The 21,382-nt window shown below is 72.7% G+C and carries 20 protein-coding genes; 6 read left to right on the forward strand and 14 right to left on the reverse strand.

Going from position 1 to position 21,382, the window contains the following annotated elements; all coding sequences use genetic code 11:
• Positions 1-187 precede the first annotated feature (187 nt).
• From ACTVAJ_RS14145 to ACTVAJ_RS14155, 3 genes are all read right to left on the reverse strand, one after another.
• Positions 188-1,873 carry a ribonuclease J gene (locus ACTVAJ_RS14145; protein WP_470388593.1) on the reverse strand — a complete coding sequence of 562 codons (1,686 nt, stop codon included), beginning with the start codon at positions 1,871-1,873 and terminating at the stop codon, positions 188-190.
• On the reverse strand, positions 1,870-2,841 hold the full coding sequence (dapA, locus tag ACTVAJ_RS14150; protein ID WP_470388594.1) for a 4-hydroxy-tetrahydrodipicolinate synthase: 972 nt from the start codon (positions 2,839-2,841) through the stop codon (positions 1,870-1,872). Before dapA ends, ACTVAJ_RS14145 begins: the two co-directional genes overlap by 4 nt.
• 350 nt (positions 2,842-3,191) lie before the next feature.
• Entirely contained in the window at positions 3,192-3,572 is a 381-nt protein-coding gene (locus ACTVAJ_RS14155) for a phage holin family protein (RefSeq protein WP_470388595.1), read from the reverse strand.
• Between the two features lie 77 nt (positions 3,573-3,649).
• On the opposite strand from ACTVAJ_RS14155, the gene ACTVAJ_RS14160 reads away from it, so the two are divergent.
• The 3 genes from ACTVAJ_RS14160 (at position 3,650) to ACTVAJ_RS14170 (ending at position 5,717) form a co-directional block, all read left to right on the forward strand.
• Positions 3,650-4,192: a GNAT family N-acetyltransferase gene (locus ACTVAJ_RS14160; protein ID WP_470388596.1), complete on the forward strand. Its 543-nt coding sequence runs from the start codon at positions 3,650-3,652 to the stop codon at positions 4,190-4,192.
• Between the two features lie 138 nt (positions 4,193-4,330).
• Positions 4,331-5,203: a 1,4-dihydroxy-2-naphthoate polyprenyltransferase gene (locus ACTVAJ_RS14165; RefSeq protein ID WP_470388597.1), complete on the forward strand. Its 873-nt coding sequence runs from the start codon at positions 4,331-4,333 to the stop codon at positions 5,201-5,203.
• 28 nt (positions 5,204-5,231) lie between these two features.
• Positions 5,232-5,717 (forward strand): NUDIX domain-containing protein, encoded by a 486-nt coding sequence (locus tag ACTVAJ_RS14170; RefSeq protein WP_470388598.1) that lies wholly within the window; start codon positions 5,232-5,234, stop codon positions 5,715-5,717.
• A 163-nt stretch (positions 5,718-5,880) separates the two neighbouring features.
• On the opposite strand, the gene dapB is transcribed toward ACTVAJ_RS14170, so the two are convergent.
• Positions 5,881-6,624: a 4-hydroxy-tetrahydrodipicolinate reductase gene (gene dapB, locus ACTVAJ_RS14175; RefSeq protein ID WP_470388599.1), complete on the reverse strand. Its 744-nt coding sequence runs from the start codon at positions 6,622-6,624 to the stop codon at positions 5,881-5,883.
• 60 nt (positions 6,625-6,684) lie between these two features.
• Between dapB and ACTVAJ_RS14180 the strand changes: the two genes are divergently transcribed.
• Positions 6,685-7,410 carry a VIT1/CCC1 transporter family protein gene (locus ACTVAJ_RS14180; protein WP_470388600.1) on the forward strand — a complete coding sequence of 242 codons (726 nt, stop codon included), beginning with the start codon at positions 6,685-6,687 and terminating at the stop codon, positions 7,408-7,410.
• A 3-nt stretch (positions 7,411-7,413) separates the two neighbouring features.
• Here ACTVAJ_RS14180 and egtD read toward each other — a convergent pair whose 3' ends face one another.
• The 10 genes from egtD to ACTVAJ_RS14230 all read right to left on the reverse strand — a co-directional run bounded on the left by egtD (position 7,414) and on the right by ACTVAJ_RS14230 (position 19,002).
• On the reverse strand, positions 7,414-8,388 hold the full coding sequence (gene egtD, locus ACTVAJ_RS14185; RefSeq protein ID WP_470388601.1) for an L-histidine N(alpha)-methyltransferase: 975 nt from the start codon (positions 8,386-8,388) through the stop codon (positions 7,414-7,416).
• 57 nt (positions 8,389-8,445) lie between these two features.
• Positions 8,446-9,201 (reverse strand): ergothioneine biosynthesis protein EgtC, encoded by a 756-nt coding sequence (gene egtC, locus ACTVAJ_RS14190; RefSeq protein ID WP_470388602.1) that lies wholly within the window; start codon positions 9,199-9,201, stop codon positions 8,446-8,448.
• Positions 9,201-10,553 carry an ergothioneine biosynthesis protein EgtB gene (gene egtB, locus ACTVAJ_RS14195; RefSeq protein WP_470388603.1) on the reverse strand — a complete coding sequence of 451 codons (1,353 nt, stop codon included), beginning with the start codon at positions 10,551-10,553 and terminating at the stop codon, positions 9,201-9,203. Before egtB ends, egtC begins: the two co-directional genes overlap by 1 nt.
• Entirely contained in the window at positions 10,550-11,851 is a 1,302-nt protein-coding gene (gene egtA / locus ACTVAJ_RS14200) for an ergothioneine biosynthesis glutamate--cysteine ligase EgtA (protein WP_470388604.1), read from the reverse strand. Before egtA ends, egtB begins: the two co-directional genes overlap by 4 nt.
• Positions 11,852-12,058: 207 nt before the next feature.
• Complete coding sequence (locus ACTVAJ_RS14205) at positions 12,059-12,973, reverse strand: arylamine N-acetyltransferase family protein (RefSeq protein WP_470388605.1); 915 nt, start codon at positions 12,971-12,973, stop codon at positions 12,059-12,061.
• 42 nt (positions 12,974-13,015) lie between these two features.
• Entirely contained in the window at positions 13,016-14,146 is a 1,131-nt protein-coding gene (locus tag ACTVAJ_RS14210) for an ABC transporter ATP-binding protein (protein WP_470388606.1), read from the reverse strand.
• Positions 14,143-15,156 carry an ABC transporter ATP-binding protein gene (locus tag ACTVAJ_RS14215; protein ID WP_470388607.1) on the reverse strand — a complete coding sequence of 338 codons (1,014 nt, stop codon included), beginning with the start codon at positions 15,154-15,156 and terminating at the stop codon, positions 14,143-14,145. Before ACTVAJ_RS14215 ends, ACTVAJ_RS14210 begins: the two co-directional genes overlap by 4 nt.
• Positions 15,153-16,103 (reverse strand): ABC transporter permease, encoded by a 951-nt coding sequence (locus ACTVAJ_RS14220; RefSeq protein ID WP_470388608.1) that lies wholly within the window; start codon positions 16,101-16,103, stop codon positions 15,153-15,155. The genes ACTVAJ_RS14215 and ACTVAJ_RS14220 overlap by 4 nt, the downstream gene beginning before the upstream one ends.
• Positions 16,100-17,170: an ABC transporter permease gene (locus ACTVAJ_RS14225; protein ID WP_470388609.1), complete on the reverse strand. Its 1,071-nt coding sequence runs from the start codon at positions 17,168-17,170 to the stop codon at positions 16,100-16,102. The genes ACTVAJ_RS14220 and ACTVAJ_RS14225 overlap by 4 nt, the downstream gene beginning before the upstream one ends.
• Entirely contained in the window at positions 17,167-19,002 is a 1,836-nt protein-coding gene (locus ACTVAJ_RS14230; RefSeq protein ID WP_470388610.1) for an ABC transporter substrate-binding protein, read from the reverse strand. Before ACTVAJ_RS14230 ends, ACTVAJ_RS14225 begins: the two co-directional genes overlap by 4 nt.
• Before the next feature lie 874 nt (positions 19,003-19,876).
• Between ACTVAJ_RS14230 and ACTVAJ_RS14235 the strand changes: the two genes are divergently transcribed.
• Together ACTVAJ_RS14235 and ACTVAJ_RS14240 are read left to right on the forward strand one after the other, a co-directional pair.
• Positions 19,877-20,590, forward strand: a complete 714-nt coding sequence (locus tag ACTVAJ_RS14235) for a metal-dependent hydrolase (protein WP_470388611.1) — start codon at positions 19,877-19,879, stop codon at positions 20,588-20,590.
• A gap of 61 nt (positions 20,591-20,651) precedes the next feature.
• A complete protein-coding gene (locus tag ACTVAJ_RS14240) occupies positions 20,652-21,311 on the forward strand; it encodes an O-methyltransferase (protein WP_470388612.1) in 660 nt (219 codons plus the stop codon).
• Positions 21,312-21,382: the final 71 nt, after the last annotated feature.

Consider the following 21,382-nt stretch of genomic DNA (forward strand, 5'->3'; position numbering starts at 1 on the left):
CCCACCTCCAGGGGAGCGGCTCGTTCGGTCCGGCGGACAGGGCGGCCCGCCACGGCGGGCAGCCTACTAGGAAGTCCAGCCCCGACGGCGGTTTCCGTCGGCGTGTCGCCGGTGAACCTCCCCCGGAGACGCCGTACGGCCCGAGGCGCCAGGCGCCTCGGGCCGTACCGGGAGAGAGAACGTCCGGTCAGACCTCGACCAGGACGGGGATGATCATCGGACGACGGCGGTAGGTCTCGTTCACCCACCGGCCCGCGCTGCGGCGGATGAGCTGCCGGAGCTGGTGCGGGTCGTTGACGCCGTCACCGGCGGCCTTGTCCAGTGCGGCCTGGAGCTTGTCCATGACGTCGTCGTAGGCGTCCGCGGCGATCCCGGCGCCGCGGGTGTGGATCTCGGGCTCACCGAGGATCTTGCCCGTGGTGGAGTCCACGGCCACGACGACGGAGATGAACCCCTCCTCACCGAGGATGCGGCGGTCCTTGAGCGAGGCCTCGGAGACGTCGCCGACCGACGAGCCGTCCACGTACACGTACCCGGCCTGGACCGCGCCGACGATCTTGGCCCGGTTCTTGTACAGGTCGACGACGACGCCGTCCTCGGCGATGACGATCCGGTCCCGCGGGACCCCGGTGGCCTCGGCCAGGCCGGCGTGGGCGCGCAGGTGCCGCCACTCGCCGTGCACCGGCATGAAGTTGCGCGGCCGCACCATGTTGAGCACGTACATCAGCTCCCCGGCGGACGAGTGCCCGGACACGTGCACCAGGGCGTTGCCCTTGTGCACGACCCTGGCGCCCCAGCGGGTCAGGCCGTTGATCACCCGGTTGACGGAGTTCTCGTTGCCCGGGATCAGCGAGGACGCCAGCAGGACGGTGTCGCCCTCCTCGATCCGGATCTGGTGGTCGCGGTTGGCCATCCGGCTCAGCGCGGCCATCGGCTCGCCCTGCGACCCCGTGCACACCATCAGGACCTCGTCGGGTGGCAGCTGGTCGAGCTGCTTGACGTCGATGATGGTGTCGCCGGGCACGTTGAGGTAGCCGAGGTCGCGCGCGATGTTCATGTTGCGGACCATGGACCGGCCCACGAACGCGATCTTGCGGCCGTGCCTGACCGCGGAGTCGATCACCTGTTGGACGCGGTGCACGTGGGAGGCGAAGCAGGCCACGACGATGCGCTTGTCGGAGGTGCGGAACACCTTGTCGATGGCCTCGTTGAGGTCGCGCTCGCTGACCACGAAGCCCGGCTGCTCGGCGTTGGTGGAGTCCGACAGCAGCAGGTCCACGCCCTCGTCGCCGAACCGGGCGAAGCCGCCCAGGTCGGTGAGGCGCCCGTCCAGCGGCAGCTGGTCCATCTTGAAGTCGCCGGTGTGCAGCACCGTCCCGGCCGGGGTGCGGATACCGACCGCCAGCGCGTCCGGGATGGAGTGGTTGACCGCGAAGAACTCCAGGTCGAAGGGGCCGAGGTCGTGCCGCTCTCCCTCCTCGACCAGGACCGTCTCCGGCTTGATGCGGTGCTCGCCCAGCTTGGCGGTGATCAGCGCCAGGGTGAGCTTGGAGCCGACGATCGGGATGTCGGCCCGTTCGCGCAGCAGGAACGGCACGCCGCCGATGTGGTCCTCGTGCCCGTGGGTGAGCACGATGGCCTCGACGTCGTCGAGCCGGTCCCGGATGTAGTCGAAGTCCGGCAGGATCAGGTCGACGCCGGGCTGCTCCTCCTCCGGGAAGAGGACGCCGCAGTCGACGATGAGCAGGCGACCGCCGTACTCGAAGACCGTCATGTTGCGGCCGATCTCGCCGAGTCCGCCCAGGGCGACGACGCGCATGGCGCCCTCGCCGAGCGGCGGCGGGGACCCCAGCTCGGGGTGGGGGTGGCTCATACGGACCCCTCCGCCAGGCGCTCGACGTTGACGGCACTGGCCGGGACGGCCTGGTGGGGCGCGAGGCCGATCGGACCCTTGACGCCCGCGGCGGCCAGGTCCTCGCGCAGGAGGGCCTGGAGTTCGGCGGAGGCGTCCGCCAGCGGCGTGCGCACCGGTCCGGAGGGCAGGCCGAACAGGTTGAGCACGGCCTTGGTGGTGATGACGCCCTGGGTGCGGAACATCCCCGTGTAGACGGGGGTGAGGCGGCGGTGGATGGCCAGCGCCTGGCCGACCTCGCCCGCCTCGTAGACGTCGATCATCTCGCGCAGGTCGGCGCCGACGATGTGGCCGACGACGCTGACGAACCCGGCGGCGCCCACCGACAGCAGCGGGAGGTTGAGGATGTCGGTGCCGCAGTAGTAGGCGAGGTCGGTGCGCTCCATGACCCAGGAGCTGGCGCCGACGTTGTCCTTGGCGTCCTTGTTGGCGACGATGCGCGGGTGCTCGGCCAGCCGGACCAGGGTCTCGGAGGCGATCGGCGTCCCGGTGCGGTGCGGGATGTCGTAGAGCATGACCGGCAGCTCGGTCGCGTCGGCGATCGAGGTGAAGTGCCGGATCAGGCCCTCCTGCGGGGGCTTGTTGTAGTAGGGGGTCACGGCCAGCAGGCCGTGCGCGCCCGCCTTCTCCGCGGCCCTGGCGAGCCGGATGCTGTGGCGGGTGTCGTTGGTGCCGACCCCGGCCACGACGGTGGCGCGGTCGCCGACCGCCTCCAGGACCGCGCGGAGCAGGCGGTCCTTCTCGTCGTCGCTGGTCGTGGGCGACTCTCCGGTCGTACCGCTGATGACGAGGCCGTCGTTGTGCTGCTCGTCGACCAGGTAGGTGGCCAGGCGGGCCGCACCCTCGTAGTCGAGCTCTCCGTCGTCGAGCATGGGCGTGACCATCGCGGTCAGCATCTTGCCGAATGGACGGTTCTTGGTGTCCACCATCGCTGTGAAAGGCGTTCGGGCCGCCGCCACGGGGCGGGTGGGCCCGGGTGTGCCCCTCCTCCTCTCGGTGTGCGTCAACAGCTGGACGTGCGCGTGTCCGGACGTGTCCGGGCACGGGCGGGCGGCGCTGCGCGTCCGCCACCGCGACCGGCGGAATCCGTTTCGGTCGCGGTAAAGATCCGGTGTGCCCCGCGCTACGGGATCGCGGGGTCGAGCCTCTGCGGGCCGCCGTCCTCGTGGGTCGAGGTTGATGGCCCGGTCAAGTGAACCTACCCGTCCCGGACCCGCGCCACTCGGGCGGGTCCGGGGTCCGCTCGCAGGTCGGCGCGGCGGAGGAGGGCTGTGGTCGGTCAGTCGTCCTGGCCGTCGGGGAGGAACATGCTGAGCAGCCAGCTCACGATCGCGATGACGATCGCCCCCCAGAACGCCGGCCAGAACCCGTCGATGTGGAACGGGACCCCGAAGAGCCCGGCGATCCAGTTCGTGAGCAGGAGCAGCAGCGCGTTGACGACCAGGCCGATCAGCCCCAGGGTCAGGGCGTAGAACAGGCATCCCACCGTTTTGACGATCGGTTTGATGACGGCGTTGACCAGGCCGAAGATCGCACCGACACCAAGGTAGACGAGAATCTGCTCGGTCGTGTCCTGGGTCGCGACCTCGATCCCGTCGATCAGGTAGACAGCCGCCCAAAGGGCGAGCGCGTTCACGATAACTCTGATAATGAGGCTCACGACGTAGATGTTCCCATGCCATGGCAAGGTCCGGAAACTCCGGCGTTGGTCATCTTGCCGCCCGAGGAGGCCCGACCGTGTCCAGTGCCCAGTTCGTTCGCCCCGCCCGTGCCGCTGACGTGGACGCCGTCGTGGCCGTCCAGGTGGCGTCGTGGCGGTCGGTGTACGGGGAGCTGCTGCCGAACGAGGTACTGGAGGAGATGGGGGGCGGGGAGGCCCGCGAACGTTTCCGGGAGCAGTGGAGCTCGGCGCTGGAGTCACCGCCGACCTCGCGGCACCGGTTGGTCGTGGCCACGGACGAGCGGACGGTCGTCGGCTTCGCCGCCTTCGGCCCGGCCGGTGATCCGGACCTGTGGCCGGGGAAGGACGCGGAGGTGTTCGCGCTGCACGTGGCACCGGAACTGACCCGGCGGGGGCACGGGAGCAGGTTGCTGAACGCGTGCGTGGACGAGCTGGTGGAGTTCGGCTTCGGCACCGTGTACGTGTGGGTTCCCGAGGCGGACAACGCGCTGCGCTCGTTCCTGGAGTCCTCCGGGTGGCGCCCGGACGGGGCCCGCCGGGAGATCGACCTGGGACGCCCGCTGACCATGGTGCGGCTGCACGCGGCGATCGGCGCGTAGTCCTCGGCCCTCCGCGGCGCTTCGGGCCGCCCGGCACCCGCGGCGCGACCCGCACTGATCGGGGACTACCGTGGAAAGGTCGGATCACCGTGCGCCCGGAGGGGCTGGGCGCCGCCGTCGAGTGTGGAGGGACCGCACGTGGCCACGGTCAGTGAATGGGTCTCGGGGACGCGTCCCCGTACGCTGCCGAACTCGATCGTCCCGGTGGCCGTCGGTACGGCGCTGGCCTTCGCCCTGGGCGGGTTCGTCTGGTGGAAGGCGCTGCTGGCGGTGGTGGTGTCGCTGGCGCTCCAGGTGGGGGTCAACTTCGCCAACGACTACAGCGACGGGGTGAAGGGCACCGACACGGCCGAGCGGACGGGACCGGTGCGGTTGACCGCGAGCGGGCTGGCCCCGGCCCGGCAGGTGCTGGCCGCGGCCCTGGCGAGCTTCGCGTTCGCGGCCGCCGTGGGTCTGGTGCTGGTGGTGACGTCGTCGTGGTGGCTGCTGCTGGTGGGCGCCGCCGCGATCGCCGCGGCCTGGTACTACACCGGCGGGCGTTCCCCCTACGGGTACCGGGGCCTGGGCGAGGTGTCGGTGTTCGTGTTCTTCGGGCTGGTGGCGGTCGTGGGCACCGTGTTCGTCCAGACGGGTTCCGCGCCGTGGCAGGCGTGGGTGGCCGCCGTCCCCGTCGGGCTGCTGTCGTGCTCGGTGCTGGTGATCAACAACCTGAGGGACATCCCGACGGACCGTGAGACCGGCAAGATCACGCTCGCGGTGCGGCTGGGCGATGCGGGCACCCGCCGCCTGTTCGCGGGAGCGATCGCGGCGGTCTACGCGGTGGCGCTGGTGTTGACGCCGGTGTACTGGTGGGTTCCGCTGGTGGTGCTGTCGGTGCCGTTGGCGCTGCGGCCGACGCGCCGCGTCCTGGGCGGCCAGGTCGGCCGCGACCTCGTGCTGGGGCTGGGTGAGACCGGCAAACTCCAGCTGGCCTTCGGGGTGCTGTTCTCGGTCGGTCTGGCCCTGGGCTGAGGACCGCCGGGCCGCGTAGGGTCGGGGCGTGACCGAAGAGGAATTCTACGCGGGCCTGCCCGCGACCCGGGGAGCGGCGGGGGCGGTGATCCGCTCCGCGTCCGGCGACGTGCTGCTGGTGAGACGCACCTACGCTCCCGAACAGCCCTGGGGTGTCCCCGGCGGGGTCATCGAGGCGGACGAGTCGCCGCTGGCCGCCTGCCGCCGGGAGCTCCGGGAGGAGCTGGGGGTGGAGGCGCGGGTGCTGCGTGCGGCGGTCGTGGACTGGGTCCCTGCACGCCCGCCGCGCACCACGGCGCTCCAGTGGCTGTTCACCGCGGAACTGCCCGAGGGCGCAGAACTGCGCCTGCCCGAGGACGAACTGTCGGGGTGGGCCTGGCACTCCCCGGACGACCTGTACGGGGTCCTGTCCGCGAACACGGCCCGGCGGATGCTCGCGGCGCTCACCGTCGCCGACGGCGGGGGACCGCTCTACCTGGAGGACGGCAGACCCGTGCTGCCGCCGGGCGGGTGACCCGGTGGCGGGCCGCGCGGCGGTTCCCGCGCCTGGCTTCGGAGCGGGTTCGGGCGCCCGAGGGACAGGGATTCCTCGGCCGCGCCCGCCGCTGGTTCGCCGCTCGCGGCTCGACCCGTCGCGCAGGACCCTGTCGGCGCCCGAACCGACCCCCCGGGGCCCCTCAGTCGAGGCCGAGCAGGGGCTCCAGGCCGAGGGTGAGCGGCTCCGGCAGGTCGGCGACCCCGCGGACGCCCAGGAGCACACCCGGCATGAAGGACGTGCGGTTCATCGAGTCGTGCCGGATCTTGAGGGTCTCACCGTCGGTGCCGAACACGACCTCCTGGTGCGCGATGAGCCCGGCGATGCGCAGGGCGTGCACGCGGACGCCGTCGACGTCGGCGCCGCGGGCGCCGTCGATCTCCGAGGTGGTGGCGTCGGGCATCGGGGCCGCGCCCGCCTCACGTCGGGCCTCGGCGACCAGCTCGGCGGTCCGGTAGGCGGTGCCGCTGGGCGCGTCGGCCTTGTTGGGGTGGTGCAGCTCGATGATCTCGGTCGAGTCGAAGTACGGCGCGGCCTTGCGCGCGAAGTGCATCATGAGCACGGCGGCCACGCCGAAGTTGGGCGCGATCAGTACCTTGGCCCCGGGCTTGGCGTCGAGCATGGCGCGCACCCGTTCCAGCTTGGCCTCGTCGAAGCCGCTGGTGCCGACGACGGCGTGGATGCCGTGGCCGATGAGCCACTCCAGGTTGTCCATCACCGCGTCGGGGTGCGTGAAGTCGACGACGTGATCCGCCCCCAGCACCGCGTCGCGGTCGGCGGCGCGGTCGATCCCCGCGACGAGTTCCATGTCGTCGGCACCCTGAACCGCCCTGACGACCTCTGACCCCATGCGCCCATCGGCGCCGAAAACTCCTACCTTGAACACGGCACAACCGTACCGGAGTCGCCGCGCGCCTTCCGCCGGGCCACGTGCGACGATGGCCCGGTGGCACAACCGCGACCGGAGGGCACCGGAGGATCGGACGGAGCGCAGCGGCGTCTGGGCTCCCTCCTGAACGGTCTGCGGGCGGCGGTACTCGGCGCCAACGACGGCATCGTGTCCATGGCGGGGCTGGTGGTCGGCGTGGCCGGGGCGACGCCGAACCGGGGGGCGCTGCTGATCGCGGGGGTGGCGGGGACCCTGGCGGGAGCGCTGTCGATGGCGGCCGGAGAGTACGTCTCGGTCAGTACGCAGCGGGACACCGAACGGGCGGCGCTCGCACGGGAGAGCCTCGAACTGGCCACCGACCCGGCCGGTGAGCTGGAGGAGCTGGCCGCGATGTACCAGGAGCGGGGACTGGACGCGCACCTCGCGCGCGAGGTGGCCCGGGCACTGACCGCGCACGACGCGCTGCGCGCCCACGCGGAGGTGGAACTGGGCCTGAACCGCTACCGGGTGAACCCCTGGCAGGCGGCGGTGTCGAGCCTGTTGGCCTTCGTGCTGGGCGCCCTGGTGCCGCTGTCGGCGATGCTGCTCAGCCCGGACGCGTGGCGCCTGCCGGTGACCGTGGTGTCGGTCCTGGTGGCGACGGGGGCGCTCGGTGCGGTCAGCGCACGGCGGGGAGGGGCTCCCCATGCCCGTGCGGCGGTGCGCGCCGTGACGGGCGGGGCGTTCGCGATGGCTGTGACCTACCTCGTGGGCTCCCTCCTCGGAACGGTGACCGCGCTGTGAGGCTCAGTGCGCCGCGGCCAGGGCCAGGGCGAAGTCCCCGGCGTCGTCGGTCCACCAGCGGGTGGGCGTGAAACCCGCGGCCGAGAGCTCCCCGTCCAGGCCCTCGCGGCGGAACTTGGCGGAGATCTCGGTGCGCATCTCCTCCCCGGCCGCGAAGTCGACGGACAGGTCGAGGTCGGCGACCCGGACGCGCTGGTCCGCCCTGGAGCGCAACCGCATCTCGATCCACTCCCGCTCGGCGTCCCACCGGGCGACGTGGTCGAAGGCGGCCGGGTCGAAGTCCGCGCCCAGCCGTCGGTTGATGACGGACAGGACGTTGCGGTTGAAGGCCGCGGTGACGCCGCGGGAGTCGTCGTAGGCGGTGACGAGCCGGTCGGGGTCCTTGACGAGGTCGGCTCCGAGGAGGAGTGAGTCCCCGGTGCGCAGGACGCCGCGGATGTCGCGGAGGAAGGCGGCCCGGGCGCGGGGTTCCTGGTTGCCGATGGTGGAGCCGAGGACGGCCAGGATCTGGCGCCCGCCCTCCTCGCTGACGGGCAGCAGTCCGAGGTGCTCCTCGAAGTCGCCGACGACCGCGTGGACGTCCAGCCCCGGGTAGTCCTCGGCGAGCCCGGAGGCGGAGGCGGCGAGGAAGTCGCCGCTGACGTCCACGGGCACGAACCGGGTGAGGCGGCCGTGGCGGCGCATGGCGTCGAGGAGGAGGCGGGTCTTCACGCCGGAGCCGGAGCCGAGCTCGATGAGCGCCTCGGCGTCGGCGGCGTCGGCGATCTCGTCGGAGCGCTCCTGGAGGATCACCCGTTCGGTCCGCGTGGGGTAGTACTCGGGCAGGCCGGTGATCTCCTCGAAGAGGGCGCTGCCGCGTTCGTCGTAGAACCACTTGGGCGGGAGCTGTTTGGGCCGCTCGGTGAGCCCCTCGGCCACGTCCCGGCGGAGGGCCTTGTCGAGATCGTCAGCGGTCAGGTTTCGGTCAATCCGGAACATGCTGCCTCCTGTGTCCCTATGTGGTGTACCCGGGATGGGGGGTCGTCCAGAACCCACTCAGCACAGCGGTGTGACCTCCGTGCCGTGCGCCGTGGCGACCACCACCGAGTCGTCGGGGACCGGATGCCAGTCCGGGTCGTCGTCGAAGGGCTCGGAGGCCAGGAAGACCCCTCCCCCGGGCTCGCGCAGGGTGAACAGGGTGTCGCCCGCCGCCGTCCCGACGATGGCCTCGCCGTCGCTGGCGAGCAGGTTGTAGCGGCCCTCGGAGTGCTCGCGGGCGTGGCCGACCACGGCGGCCAGCGCCCCCGCGAGGTCCCCCGAGGCCCGCCACAACCGGACGGTGTGCGCGAACAGCGGCGCCGAGTCCACCGGGGACCGGGCGTCCAGGGCACCGGCGGGCAGGGGCGCGGCGAGCGCGGCGGTGAGCGCCTCGTCGTCCTTGACCGCCCCGTTGTGACTGAACAGCAGCCGGTCGACGCGGAAGGGCTGGGCGCCCGACTCCTCCGAGCCGAACCCGACGGTGGCGTCGCGGACGGCCGCCACCACGCACCCGGAGGTGATGGACCGGGCGGCGTCGGAGAAGGAGGAGTCACCCCAGATGGGCATGGCGCGCCGGTAGCGGAGCGGTTCCGGGGACGGGCCCCCGGCCGCGTCCGGCGGGGGGTACCAGCCGACACCGAAGCCGTCGGCGTTGACGGTCCCGTGCCGCTGCATGCGCGGCGCCCAGGACTGCACGTGCAGCGAGTGGGGCGCCGCGTACAGCAGTGCGTGCACCGTGCGCGGCGGCCCCAGGTAGGCGAGGTGGCGGCACATCAGTCGGACTCCGCGTCGCGCGCGCAGCGGAAGCCGCTGAAGATCTGCCGCCGGACCGGGTGGTCCCAGTTCCGGAAGGTCGAGCGCACCGCCGTGGGGTGGGTGGCCCACGAACCGCCCCGCAGCACCTTGTACCCCTCGTCGAAGAACACCTCGGAGTACTCGCGGTAGGGGAAGGCCGTGAACCCCGCGTACCCGTCGAAGGTCGTGGACGTCCACTCCCACACGTCACCGATGAGCTGCTGCACCCCCAGCGGGGAGGCGCCGTCGGGGTGGCGTCCGGCAGGTGAGGGACCGAGCCGGCGCTGGCCCAGGTTGGCGTGGCGCGGTTCGGGTTCGCCGTCGCCCCACGGATAGCGCGTCGACCGCCCCGACGCGGGGTCGAAGCGGGCTGCCTTCTCCCACTCGGCCTCGGTGGGCAGGCGTCTGCCCGCCCACCGCGCGTAGGCCTGGGCCTCGTGGAAGCTGACGTGCTGCACCGGCTCCTCCGGCGGCACCATCTCGTGGCGGCCGAACCGGCGGCGCGACCAGTCCGGCCCCTCGCGGGTCCAGAAGGCCGGGGAGACGGCGTTGCGCCGGCGTCGCCACTCCCAGCCCTCGCGGGTCCACCAGTGCCTGGTCTGGTAGCCGCCGTCGGCCATGAACCGCAGGTACTCCGCGTTGGTGACGGGTCGGGTGTCGATCCAGTAGGCGGGCAGGTCGACCGTGTGGGCGGGGCGTTCGTTGTCGTAGGCCCACGGGTCGTCGGTGGTGCCCATGGTGAACGGCCCGGCCGGTACGAGCACCTCCGCCTCCGCGGGCGGGCGCAGCGCGGCCACGTCCCCCGCGCCGTCCAGGAGCACGGGCTCGCCCTTGCGCAGCTGGTGGGTGGCGAGCATGGTCTCGTCGTGCTGGTGCTCGTGCTGGATGACCATGTGGAAGACGAACCCCGAGTCGAGCAGGGCGCGGTAGCCGTCGGACCCCTCGCGCTGCCGGGGTGGGGCGGGGGCGATGTCGACCCGGTCCAGGACGTCGAGCACCTCGCGGCGCACGCGGTCGTTGTAGTCGGCGGCCTCGTCCGGGGTGAGCAGCGGCAGGGTGACCCGTTCGACGCGCGGGTTCTCGAAGGCGTCGTAGAGGTGGTCGATGTCGGAGCGCAGCGCCTCACGGCCGCCCGCCGCCCGCAGCAGCCACTGCTCCTCGTAGTTGCCGATGTGCGCCAGGTCCCAGACCAGGGGCGACATGAGTTTGGAGTGCTGGGCGAGCAGCCCCTCGTCGTTCAGGGCGTCCAGTGTCAGACTGTTGCTGCGCCGACGGCTCCGTTCGAGTTCGACCGCGATGCGCTCCTTGGCGCGCTCCTGTTCGTGGTTCACCGTGCTCCTCCACTTGACTCGGAGTGGTGTGCCGGGTCCGGTTCCGCCCCGGACGTCCCGGTGTCCGCACCACGGGCACCGGGAACCCGCGGGTCGGTGTCGGCCGGGGACAGCCCGCGCCGCGTGTACCGGTCGGCGTAGTCGTCGACGAGGGAGGCCAGGTCCGCGGCGCCCATGCGGGGCAGTGCGCGTACGCCGGCGTCGAAGCAGGTCCGGGCGCAGGCGGCGATCTCGGGGTCGGCGACGCCCCGCTGGGCCGACCTGAGCCACAGGGGGGGACTCGGGGCACCGCCTCCGCACAGTCGCTCCGTGGCCTCCTCCGCGGTGGCGCGGGCCGCGGGGTCGTCCAGCAGGGCGGCGGCCAGCGCCATCGGGACGGGCCACCAGCGGTGGGGAAGCGCGTCGATCATGCGCAGCTCCCACCAGCCGCGGGGGCGCACCGGCGGGAAGAGCGTGCTGAGGTGGAACTCCAGGTCGGCGAGGGTGGCGGGGCGGGGTCCCCGGCCACCGATCCACTCGGCGAGGGTGCAGCCGGGGTCGGCGGTCCAGCGGCCGCCGCCTCCGGGGGTCTCGGGGACCGCCATGACCGTGGCGGCCAGCGCGTACTCGGCCCAGGCGGTGGCGGGATCGGACCCGCCGACGCGGTCCAGGACCGGCCGGGTGCGGGAGGCGTCGGTGGCCGCCCAGATCGCCCAGCGGGTGGACTTCCACCCGGTCGGGCGGCCGCGCCAGTACGCGGAGTTGGCGAACGCGGCGACCAGCACCGGGCCGAGGCGGTGGGCGAGCTCCCAACGGGCGCGCAGGTCGGCGGCGTCGGCTCCGGTGTCCAGGCACACCTGGACGGAGGCGGTGCTGCACATCATGGTGCGGCCGCTGGCCTGGCGGTGGTTGGTGAAGAAGCGCTCCATCGCGGTGTAGCGGGCCGAGCGGAGCTGGCGCAGGGGCGGACGGACCGGGTCGAGCGCGGTCCCGGACAGGCGGAGTCCGGCCTCCCCGAGGTTCTTGCCGACGTGGTCGAGGTCCGCGGCCAGGGCCTCGTACGCCTTGGCGGGGCCTGGCCGGGCGGCCGAGCTGAGTTCGAGCTGCCCGCCGGGTTCGAAGGTGACCCTGCTGCCTCCGGGCAGGATTCCGGTCGTGTCCAACGCGTCCGTGAGGCGGTCGAGGCGGACGGGTTCGGTCGGGCGGGCGGGGTCGGTGACGAGCCATTCGGTCTCGGCTCCGACCTTGCCGGGAGGTCCCGTCTTGAAGCAGACCCCGTTGATGTAGTCGTGTACGTCGTCCGTGGTGATGCGTGCCATGGGACGCCCCTCTCGGTACCCCGTGCCTCGGGGACACCTCAAGGGTCCTGCCCATGACTCAGTGAGGTCGAACCTGGGAAATGACCAGAAATCCGATGAACAATCCACGTACGTCAGGCGTGAGGGGATATGCAGGCGGCAGCCGGGCCGGTGACCCCGGGTGTCGCGGCGGGTGCGGAGGGCACACCCGCCGCGGTGTGATCCGCGTCACCCCACGGTGAACTCCCCGAGCCGCTGCTCGACCACGGCCCGCTCCTGGGCGTCGAGTCCGATACCGAACACCTCGTCCAGGACGTCGGCGACCCGTCCGATCGGCACCTCCCGCTCGGTCACGGAGCCGTCGGGCCTGGTCGTGGTCAGTTTCGTGTCCGAGAGCACGTGCTGGACCCCCGGGGCGAAGCCCTGCGCCATCAGGCGCCCCCTGAACGGCGACCGGGGGTGGCTGGTGAGGTAGTGGCTGAAGACCGCGTAGTCCTGCGGCAACTGCGCGGTGGTCCCGAAGGAGTACATGGTGCGCCACTCCCTCCCGTTGTGGGAGCGCAGCAGCCACTCGTCGGCACCGGCCACCTCCGTGCGGTCGAGGCGGACCGGCCATCCGCCCTGCACCTCCTGGCGGCCGTCGGCGAGGGGAAGGGGCTCCAGCAGCCCGCCCCCGCCGAAACCCACGTCGGCCAGCCACGGCGAACCGTCCACGTCCACCCGCAGCAGGGCGTGTGTGGCGGGCCGGGGGCGCCCGTCCGCACCCGCCAGGACCCGGGCGGCGAACGCGGTGAACGTGAACCCCAGCCGGTCCAGCACGGCGGCGAGCAGGAGGTTCTGTTCGTAGCAGTATCCGCCCCTGCGGTGGCGGACCATCTTCTCCGTCAGGGACGGCACGTCGAGCAGGACCGGCCGGTCCAGGACGATCTGGAGGTTCTCGAAGGGGATCGCGGCCAGGTGGGCGCGGTGGAGGGCACGCAGCGTGTCCAGTGTGGGAGGCAGGTCGCCGTCCAGCCCGACGCGCCTGAGGTAGGCGTCCAGGTCGAGTTCCCGCCCGTGCCAGAAGTCGCGTTCGGTGATGACCTCCCCCGGGGTCGGCGCCGGGGGGACGGAGTCGGTGGTGTCGGTGCTCTCTGCTGTCATGTCCACCCCGAACCCGGTCGTTACGGAAGCTATTCCAGTCCCTCAGCGGCTCCCCGTTGGCCGGATGCGGCCATCCGCCTCGGCGACCCGGTGGCAGGCGGCACGGTGCGCGCCGCCCTCCCCCGGCGGCGTGGACAGCACCGCGGGATCCACCGTCCGGCACCGGTCGGCCACCCCGGCCCGCTCCGCCTCGCCCGAGGCCAGGACCGGGCAGCGCGGGTGGAAGCGGCACCCCGGGGGCACGTGCGCGGGATCGGGGGGCTCGCCCGACAGCACCGTCGGCTCGCCGTCGGTCTCCGGCAGCACCGACAGCAGGGCCCGGGTGTAGGGGTGGGAGGGCGCGGCGAGCACCTCCTCCACCCCGCCCACCTCGACCACCCGGCCGAGGTACATCACGGCGACACGGTCGGCGATGTTCCACGCCAGCCCCAGGTCGTGGGTGGCGACCAGGGCCGACAGCCCCAGCTCGGCGCGCAGGTCCAGCAGCAGGCGCAGGATCTCCCCCCGCACCGAGGCGTCCAGGGAGGCCACCGGTTCGTCGGCCACCAGGACCTCCGGCTCCAGGACCAGGGCACCCGCGATGACCACGCGCTGGCGCTGGCCTCCCGAGAGCTCGTGCGGGTAGCGCGCCAGGAACCGCTCCGGTGGCCGCAGCCCGGCGCGTGCCAGCGCCCGGACGACCCGCTCCGGCTCCTCGGCCGTGGTCCCCCCGTGGACGCGCAACCCCTCGGCGACGGCCTCGTACACGGTGCGGCGCGGGTTGAGCGAACCGGTCGGATCCTGCTGTACCAGCTGGACCCTGCGCCGGAAACCACGCAGGTGACGGCTCCCGTAGCGCAGCGGTCGACCCTCGAAGAGCACGCTCCCCCGCGTCGGCCGCTCCAGGCCGAGCAGCGCCCGGCCCAGGGTGCTCTTGCCGCACCCGGACTCCCCCACCAGGGCCACGATCTCCCCCGCGGCCACGTCGAGGTCGACCCCGTCGACCGCGCGGGCGGTCCCCCGGCCGCCGCCCGGCGCGATGCCCGCCCCGAAGGCGACCTCCACACCGCGCGCGCTCAGGACGGGCCGGGGACCGACCCCGGCGGGAGGGTCCGCCCCGGCCGGGGTCGGCGGGGGCAGGTCGGTCCGCGCGGTACCGGGCGGCACCGTTCCGGAGCCGTCGGTGTGGCTCATGGGTGTTCCCCTCCCTCGGGTCCGACACGTGCCGGACCCACGTGCACGCACGCGGCATGGCGGGTCGAGCGTCCGTCGTGGCCGGGGTCCACCGGGTACAGGGGCGGGTCGACGGTCGCGCAGACCGCCCGGGCCGAGGCGCAGCGCGGGCGGAACACGCACCCCGGCAGCGGCGCTGCGGTGTCCGGCGGATCGCCCGGGAGCCCACGGGGCGCCAGGCGCGAGGCGGGGTCGCCGATCCGGGGGAACGCGGAGCTCAGGGCACTCGTGTAGGGGTGCACCGGATTCCGCACGACCTCGGCGGCGGGCCCCTGTTCCACGACGCGGCCCGCGTACATGACGGCCAACCGGTCGCAGTGCGCGGCGAGTACGGACAGGTCGTGGCTGATCATGATCATGCCGATGGCCCGGTCCGAGGTGAGCCCTCCGAGCAGTTCCAGGACCTGTGCCTGGATCATCACGTCCAGGGCGGTGGTGGCCTCGTCGGCGATGATCAGACGCGGCTCGCAGGCCAGTGCCATGGCGATCATGACCCGCTGCCGCTGGCCTCCGGAGAGCCGGTGGGGGTGGTCTCCCGCACGGGAGGCGGGCAGCCCCACCCGTTCCAGGAGTTCGGCCACGCGCTCCCGGACCCGGCCGGCGGCGACGGTGCGGTGGATCAGCATGGGTTCGGCGATCTGGTCACCGATCCGGCGGACGGGGTTCAGCGCGTGCAGCGCCCCCTGGAAGACGATGGCGGCATCCATCCACCGGACCGCGCGCAGGCGGCCCCAGCGCATGGCGAGGACGTCCTCGCCCTCCAGCAGGATCTCCCCGGTCGTGTGTGCCGTGCCCGGCAGCAGTCGCAGCAGGGCCAGGGCGACGGTGGACTTGCCGCTGCCGGACTCACCCGCCACACCGAGGATGCTCCCGGACCCGACGGTCAGGTCCACTCCGCGCACGGCCGGGACGTCACCGCCCGGGGAGCGGTAGGTGACGTACAGGTCGCGGACGTCGAGCAGGGCGGTCAACGCGCCTCCCTGAGTCGCGGGTTGAGGACGGACTCGACCGCGCGCCCGCACAGGGTGAAGGACAGCGCGACGACGGCGATGGCCAGCCCGGGCGGGATCATGTACCACCAGATCCCCGCGCTGATCGCCCCCGCGTTGCGCGCCGCCTCCAGGACCCCGCCCCACGACACGGTGGCGGGGTCGCCCATGCCGAGGAAGGACAGGGTGGACTCGGCGATGATCGAGGTGGCCACGAGCAGGGTGGTCTGGGCGAGCACCACGGGCATCACGTTCGGCAGGACGTGCCACAGCATGACGTGCGCGTGGCCGCCGCCGAGCGCGCGGGCGCGTTCGACGTAGGGCCTGGCCTCCACCGCGAGGGTCTGGGCCCGGACCAGGCGGGCGGTGGGCGGCCACACGGTGAGGCCGATGGCCACGACGATGGTGCCGACCCCGCGCGGCAGGACGGCGGCCAGTGCCACGGCCAGGACGAGGGTGGGCAGGACGAGGAACCAGTCGGTGACCCGCATCAGGACGGTGGACACGGCCCTTCCCGCCAGTCCCCCGGAGGAGGCGAAGTGTCCGGCGGTCACCCCGATCACCGTGCCCAGGGCGACGGAGACGAACGTGGCCAGGAAGCCCACCATGAGCGAGACGCGCGCTCCCCACACCACCAGGTCCAGGACCGAGCGCCCGAAGTTGTCGGTGCCCAGCGGATAGCGGCTGCTCGGCGGCTCGTAGGGGTCACCCGGCGCCTGGGTGATGCTCAGTCCCGCCTCGTCGACGAACAGCGGCGCGGCCAGCGCCAGCGCGCTGATGGTGAGCAGGACCGCCAGCCCGACCAGCCCCGCCCGGTGGCGGGCGAAGGAACGGGCGAAGGCGGCCAGGGCCGCCCTCCGACGGCGCCAGGCGAGGACGGTGGGACCGGGCGGTGCGGGCGCGCGTTCGGGCCCGGGCGGGGCGCTCACGGCCGCACCCGGGGGTCGAGCAGCGGGTACACCAGGTCGGCGAGCAGGTTCATGAGGATCACCGAGGCCGCGAAGACGACGAAGAGTCCCTGGACGAGCCCCAGGTCGGGCACGCGCAGGCCGGAGTAGAAGAGTTGGCCGAGTCCCGGCCAGGAGAACACGGTCTCGACGAGGATGACGCCGGAGACGACCTGGCCGAGGTTGAGGAAGACGAGGGTCACGGTGGGCAGGAGGGCGTTGGGTACGGCGTGCCTGCGACGGACGAGGCCGTCGCGCAGGCCCTTGGCGCGGGCGGTGGTGAGGTAGTCGGCGCCCTTCTCGTCCATCAGGGACGAGCGCATGATCATGAGGTACTGGGCGTAGATCACCGCGACCATGGTGGCGACCGGCAGCACCATGTGCCAGGCGGTGTTCAGGGCGGTGTCCAGGGCCCCGGTGACCCCGGGGTCGACCATGCCGCCGGTGGGGAACAGGCCGGGGACGAAACCGCGCCCCGAGGCGAGCACCACGATGAGGAGCAGCCCCAGCCAGAACGTGGGCACCGACCAGAGGAACAGGGCCACGGCCGTGTGCGCCCGGTCGGCGTGTCCGCCCGGCCGCCATCCGGCCCTGGCCCCGAGGAACAGGCCGAGGAGGGCGGCCACGACCGTTCCCGTCCCCGCGAGCAGGACCGTGGGACCGAGCCGTTCGAGGATGAGGTCGGCCACCGGTTCGCGGTACTGGAAGGAGGTACCCAGGTCGAACCGGGCCAGACCGGCGCAGTAGTCGAGGAACTGCTGCCACAGCGGCTGGTCCAGCCCGAACTGGCGGCGCAGTTCCTCGCGCTGCTGCGCGGTGACCTCACGCCCCTCGGTCATGGCCCGGACCGGGTCGCCGGGCAGGATCCGGAAGAGGAAGAACCCGGCGACGACCACCGCGGCCAGGGAGACCACGGCGGTCAGCAGCTTCCCGGACACGTAGACGGCCACCCGCCGGACGCGTCCGGGACCGGCGCCGCCGCGTGCCGGGGAGGCGCCCGGCGGCCCCTGCGCCGCCGGGTCGCCCGTCGTGGTGGGGGTCGAGGTCACTCGCGGTCCTCCATCGTGGCGCGGCGGCGGACCAGGACGAGGGCGCCGGCGGCCGCCAGTACGGCCGCGACCGCCCCGGCCCCGACCAGGAACCCCGTGGACGGTCCGGTGCCACCGGAGCCGGCCGCGGCCACGGGGCGGGCCGACCACCAGGCCCAGTAACCGTCCTGGCCCCAGATGTTGCCGCCCGGGTCCGGCTGGATCTGGATGTCGGACACCTGGTCGCTGCGGTAGGCCTCCATGATGTTGGGGTAGGCGAGGACGTTGACGACCGCCTCGCGGTAGAGCACCTCCTGGAGCTCGTGGATGATCCCGGCGCGGGTGGGCCGGTCGTACTCGGTGAGCTGGGCGGCGTAGAGCTCGTCGTACTCCTCGTCGCAGAAGTAGGCGTCGCCCTGCATCGTGCCGGGCTCCTCGGGCAGCGCCGCGCAGGTGTGGATACCCAGCACGTAGTCCGGGTCGGGGTTGACCGTCCACCCCGTGAAGACGAGGTCGTACTCGGCCGAGTACAGGGCGTCGCTGAGCACACCGGGGTCGACCGTCAGGTTCTCCACCTCGATGCCGATGCCCGCGAGGCGCTCGACGAGGATCAGTCCGGCGTTGACGTTGGCCGGGCGGTCCCGGTGGACGTGCATGCGCAGTTCGAGCCGGTCCCCGTCGGGCGAGACGCGCACGCCGTCCTCGCCCCGCTCGTACCCGGCCTCGTCGAGCATGGCGTTGGCGGCGTCGGGGTCGAAGGCCAGGAAGTCCTCCTCGCCCTCCGGCGACCAGTGGAAGTCGCCGTAGCGCGCGGGGACGTACCCCCCGGCGGCGACGGCCTGCCCGCCGTGCGCGAGCTCGACGATCTCGTCGTTGTCGACGGCCATGACGATGGCCTGGCGCAGCGTGCGGTCGGCCAGGGCGGGGTGTCCGTCGCCGAACTCCTCGCCGTCCTGGGTCCGGGCCCCGGGGTTGATCGTGAAGGCCTGGAAGCGTTTGCCGTCGGCGTGGTTGACGGTGATGCCGTCGACGCCCTCCAGCGAGGAGGCCTGGGCCTCGGTGAGTTCGTAGACGAACGTGACCTCGCCGCCCCGCAGGGCCTCGACCGCCGCGTCCTTCTCGGAGTAGTAGCGCAGGACGATCCGGTCGAAGCCGGGCGCGCCGCGCCAGTGGTCGGGGTTGGCCTCCAGGGTGATGGACTCGCCCGGTTCGTGGCCGACCAGGGTGAAGGGGCCGCTGCCGACGACGGGGAACTCCTCGTTGGAGTAGTCGGCGAAGGCGTCGCCCTCCGCCGCCAGGACCGGTTCCCACACGTGCCGGGGGACGATCGGGACGGCGAGGGACTCCATGGTCGCCTGGGGCTCGGCCAGTTCGACGACGACCGTGCGGTCGCCCTCGGCGGTGACGGACTCGAACCCGGCGACGTAGCTGCCCGAGGCGACGGCGGCGGTGCTGTTCTCCATGATCGTGGTGAGCGTCCACACCACGTCGTCGGCGGTGAGCGGCTGCCCGTCGGTGAAGACGACGTCGTCGCGGAGTTCGAAGGTCCAGGTGAGGCCGTCGTCGCTGGCCGTCCACTCCTGGGCCAGCGCGGGGGCGGGCTCGTTGCTCACGGGGTCGACGGTGACCAGGGTGTCGTAGACGTGGCTGAGGACGTTGGTGGTGACGGCGAGCTGCGCGACGAAGGGGTTGAAGGTGTCGACCTGCTGGGTCACGGCGACCGTGAACGTGTCGGGGGCGTCGGTTGCGGCCGTGGCCGGTGCCGCCGTGGAGCCCCCGACGAGGAGCAGTGCGGCGCTCGTGGCGGCCACCCGTCGGAGGTGGGTGCCTGGAGGGCGGGGGTGGAGGTTCATCTGGGTGTTGGGGCGAAGACCCGGACCTCAGGCCGGGGAGGGAGCCCCTGCCTCCTTCTGCGTGGCGTAGGCGCAGCCGTCGGCTCGCTGCGGCAGACGGATGTACGTGTGGTGGGAGGTGCGCGGCCGGGGAGGCTGGTCGCGGGCACGGTTCCACTGGGCGCGGCCGCCCGTGCCGACACGGGCGGCCAGTCCTTCGCCCGGGAGCCGCCGCGGCGCCCGCGCGGGACGGCAGGGGTGTGACGGTGCGCCGTACCCGTCCGGGACGGACACGGCAGCGGGGGCCGTCCGGATGGGGGTGCGGGCCGCACGGCTCCCCTCCCCGGCCCCGGAGCGCCCGGGGGTGAGGCCACCGGTACCGGGTGACGCACCGATGATCCGCCCCGGCGCGTGTTCCGCGCCCGGGTCCGCACGCGGGGCGGGGTGGGCCCGGCCCGTTCCGCCCCCGTTCCCGGGGGTGTCCGCCGCCGGGAGTCGCGCAGCGGGCCGCCGAGGAAGCACCGCCCGGTGGATCCTGTGTCCCGCGCGGAACGCGGCCATCGGGCTCACCTCCTCATCGGTGATGACTGGCGCTGGTGACGGCGGCCCTCAGCCGTGCGGTCCGCAGGGCCCTCGGCTGAGGCGGGGAACCCGTCAGGTCGGCACCTGTCGGGATCGTGGGCTCGGTGGTACGCCGCCTGGGGGATGTTGGTTGTTTACCAACCTGGAGCGACGAGCGTCAATCACCTCCGGGGTGAGGTGTGGATGCCGGGACACGATCGGTACGGAAGAGGCGCAACCCCCGGGGGCTGCGAGGCTCGCGTGCCGGATGCGGCGGCCCGGAACCTCTCCCCCGATTCGCGGCGGATGCACCCACTCCGCTACGGTTCCCGCCATGATGGGGCACTCACACGCCATGAGCGGCGTGGTCGGTTGGATGGCGGTCGTTCCGCTGGTCCAGGGCAGGGAATTCCTCGGACTCAGCTTCGAGCTGGGCCCGGGAGAGATCATCGCCGGTTCTCTGGTGTGCGCGGGGGCGGCGCTGCTGCCCGACCTGGACCACAGGAGTGCCACGGTGACCAAGACCTACGGGAAGGTCACCGAGTCCATGAGCGGGATCCTCGCGTGGGCGTTCGGGGGGCACCGGATGGGCACCCACTCGTTCCTCTTCGCGGCTCTCATGGGCATCCTGGTGCAGCTGCTGGCCCTGTGGTCCGAACTGGCCGTGCAGGTGTTCGTGTTCCTGCTGGTCGGAATCGCCCTCCAGGGACTGGGTTTCGGCCTGGACAAGAACCGGGCCGCGTCCGGGGTGATCAACGCCCTGGGAACGGCGGCGATCACCCTCGCGCTGTTCGCGTCGGGCGTGAACTACACGTGGCTGGGGCTGGCGGTGGCCTTCGGGTGCGTGCTGCACTTCCTCGGCGACATGATCACCAAGATGGGCGTGCCGCTCTTCTGGCCGTTCACCAAGAAGCGGATCGGCCAGGACCAGGGGTTCGTCACCAACGGACCCGTGGAGCAGAAGGTCGTCATGCCCCTGCTGACCGTCGGCGTGATCATCTACTCGATCTACCTCTTCGACTGGCCCGAACTGCTGCCCGCCTACTGACCCGACCGCGCGCCCCGGGCGAGCCGGGCGCGTGGAGCGGGAGCGGGCTAGGGTGGCCCCCGTGACTCGAACCACGGAGACCATCACCCCGGAACTGCACTCCTACCTCGTCGCCCACAGCGCCCCGGTCGACGACGTCCTCGCCGACCTGGTCGAGGAGACCGAACGCCGCTTCCCCGAGTTCACGGGCATGCAGATCGGCCCCGAGCAGGGCACGTTCATGACCCTCCTCGCCCAGGCGACCGGCGCCCGCGACATCGTGGAGGTCGGGACCTTCACCGGCTACTCCTCCCTCTGCCTGGCCCGGGGCATCCCCGCCGACGGCACCCTCCTGGCCTGCGACGTCAGCGAGGAGTGGACGTCGGTGGCCCGCCGCTACTGGGCGCGGGCCGGGGTCGCCGACCGGATCACCCTCACGCTCGGACCGGCGTTGGAGACCCTGCGCGCCCTGCCCGAGGAGGCGCGGTTCGACCTGGCCTTCATCGACGCGGACAAGCCCGGGTACGTCGGCTACTGGGAGGAGCTCGTGCCGCGCATGCGCCCCGGCAGCCTCCTCCTCGCCGACAACACGCTCTCCCACGGCCGCGTCGTCGACCCCGACAACACCGACGCGGCAGTCCGGGGGATCCGCGACTTCAACGACCACCTCGTGGCCGACAGCCGCGTCACCCAGGTCCTGCTGCCCATCGGCGACGGACTCACCCTCGCCAGGAAGCACTGACCGCACCGACCCGGCGGAGCGTCCACAGGTCGACCGGACTCCCGGCGGACACGGCGCGACCTTCGGTATCG

It is taken from the genome of Nocardiopsis sp. KDC1DS13DA1 (genome assembly GCF_055632325.1).

Coding starts and splice junctions, on each gene's coding strand:
- egtA (WP_470388604.1), bottom strand. CDS start 11,851: ATGGCACGCATCACCACGGACGACGTACACGACTACATCAACGGGGTC.
- dapA (WP_470388594.1), bottom strand. CDS start 2,841: ATGGTGGACACCAAGAACCGTCCATTCGGCAAGATGCTGACCGCGATG.
- ACTVAJ_RS14205 (WP_470388605.1), bottom strand. CDS start 12,973: ATGACAGCAGAGAGCACCGACACCACCGACTCCGTCCCCCCGGCGCCG.
- egtC (WP_470388602.1), bottom strand. CDS start 9,201: ATGTGCCGCCACCTCGCCTACCTGGGGCCGCCGCGCACGGTGCACGCA.
- ACTVAJ_RS14230 (WP_470388610.1), bottom strand. CDS start 19,002: ATGAACCTCCACCCCCGCCCTCCAGGCACCCACCTCCGACGGGTGGCC.
- ACTVAJ_RS14210 (WP_470388606.1), bottom strand. CDS start 14,146: ATGAGCCACACCGACGGCTCCGGAACGGTGCCGCCCGGTACCGCGCGG.
- egtD (WP_470388601.1), bottom strand. CDS start 8,388: ATGTTCCGGATTGACCGAAACCTGACCGCTGACGATCTCGACAAGGCC.
- ACTVAJ_RS14235 (WP_470388611.1), top strand. CDS start 19,877: ATGATGGGGCACTCACACGCCATGAGCGGCGTGGTCGGTTGGATGGCG.
- ACTVAJ_RS14145 (WP_470388593.1), bottom strand. CDS start 1,873: ATGAGCCACCCCCACCCCGAGCTGGGGTCCCCGCCGCCGCTCGGCGAG.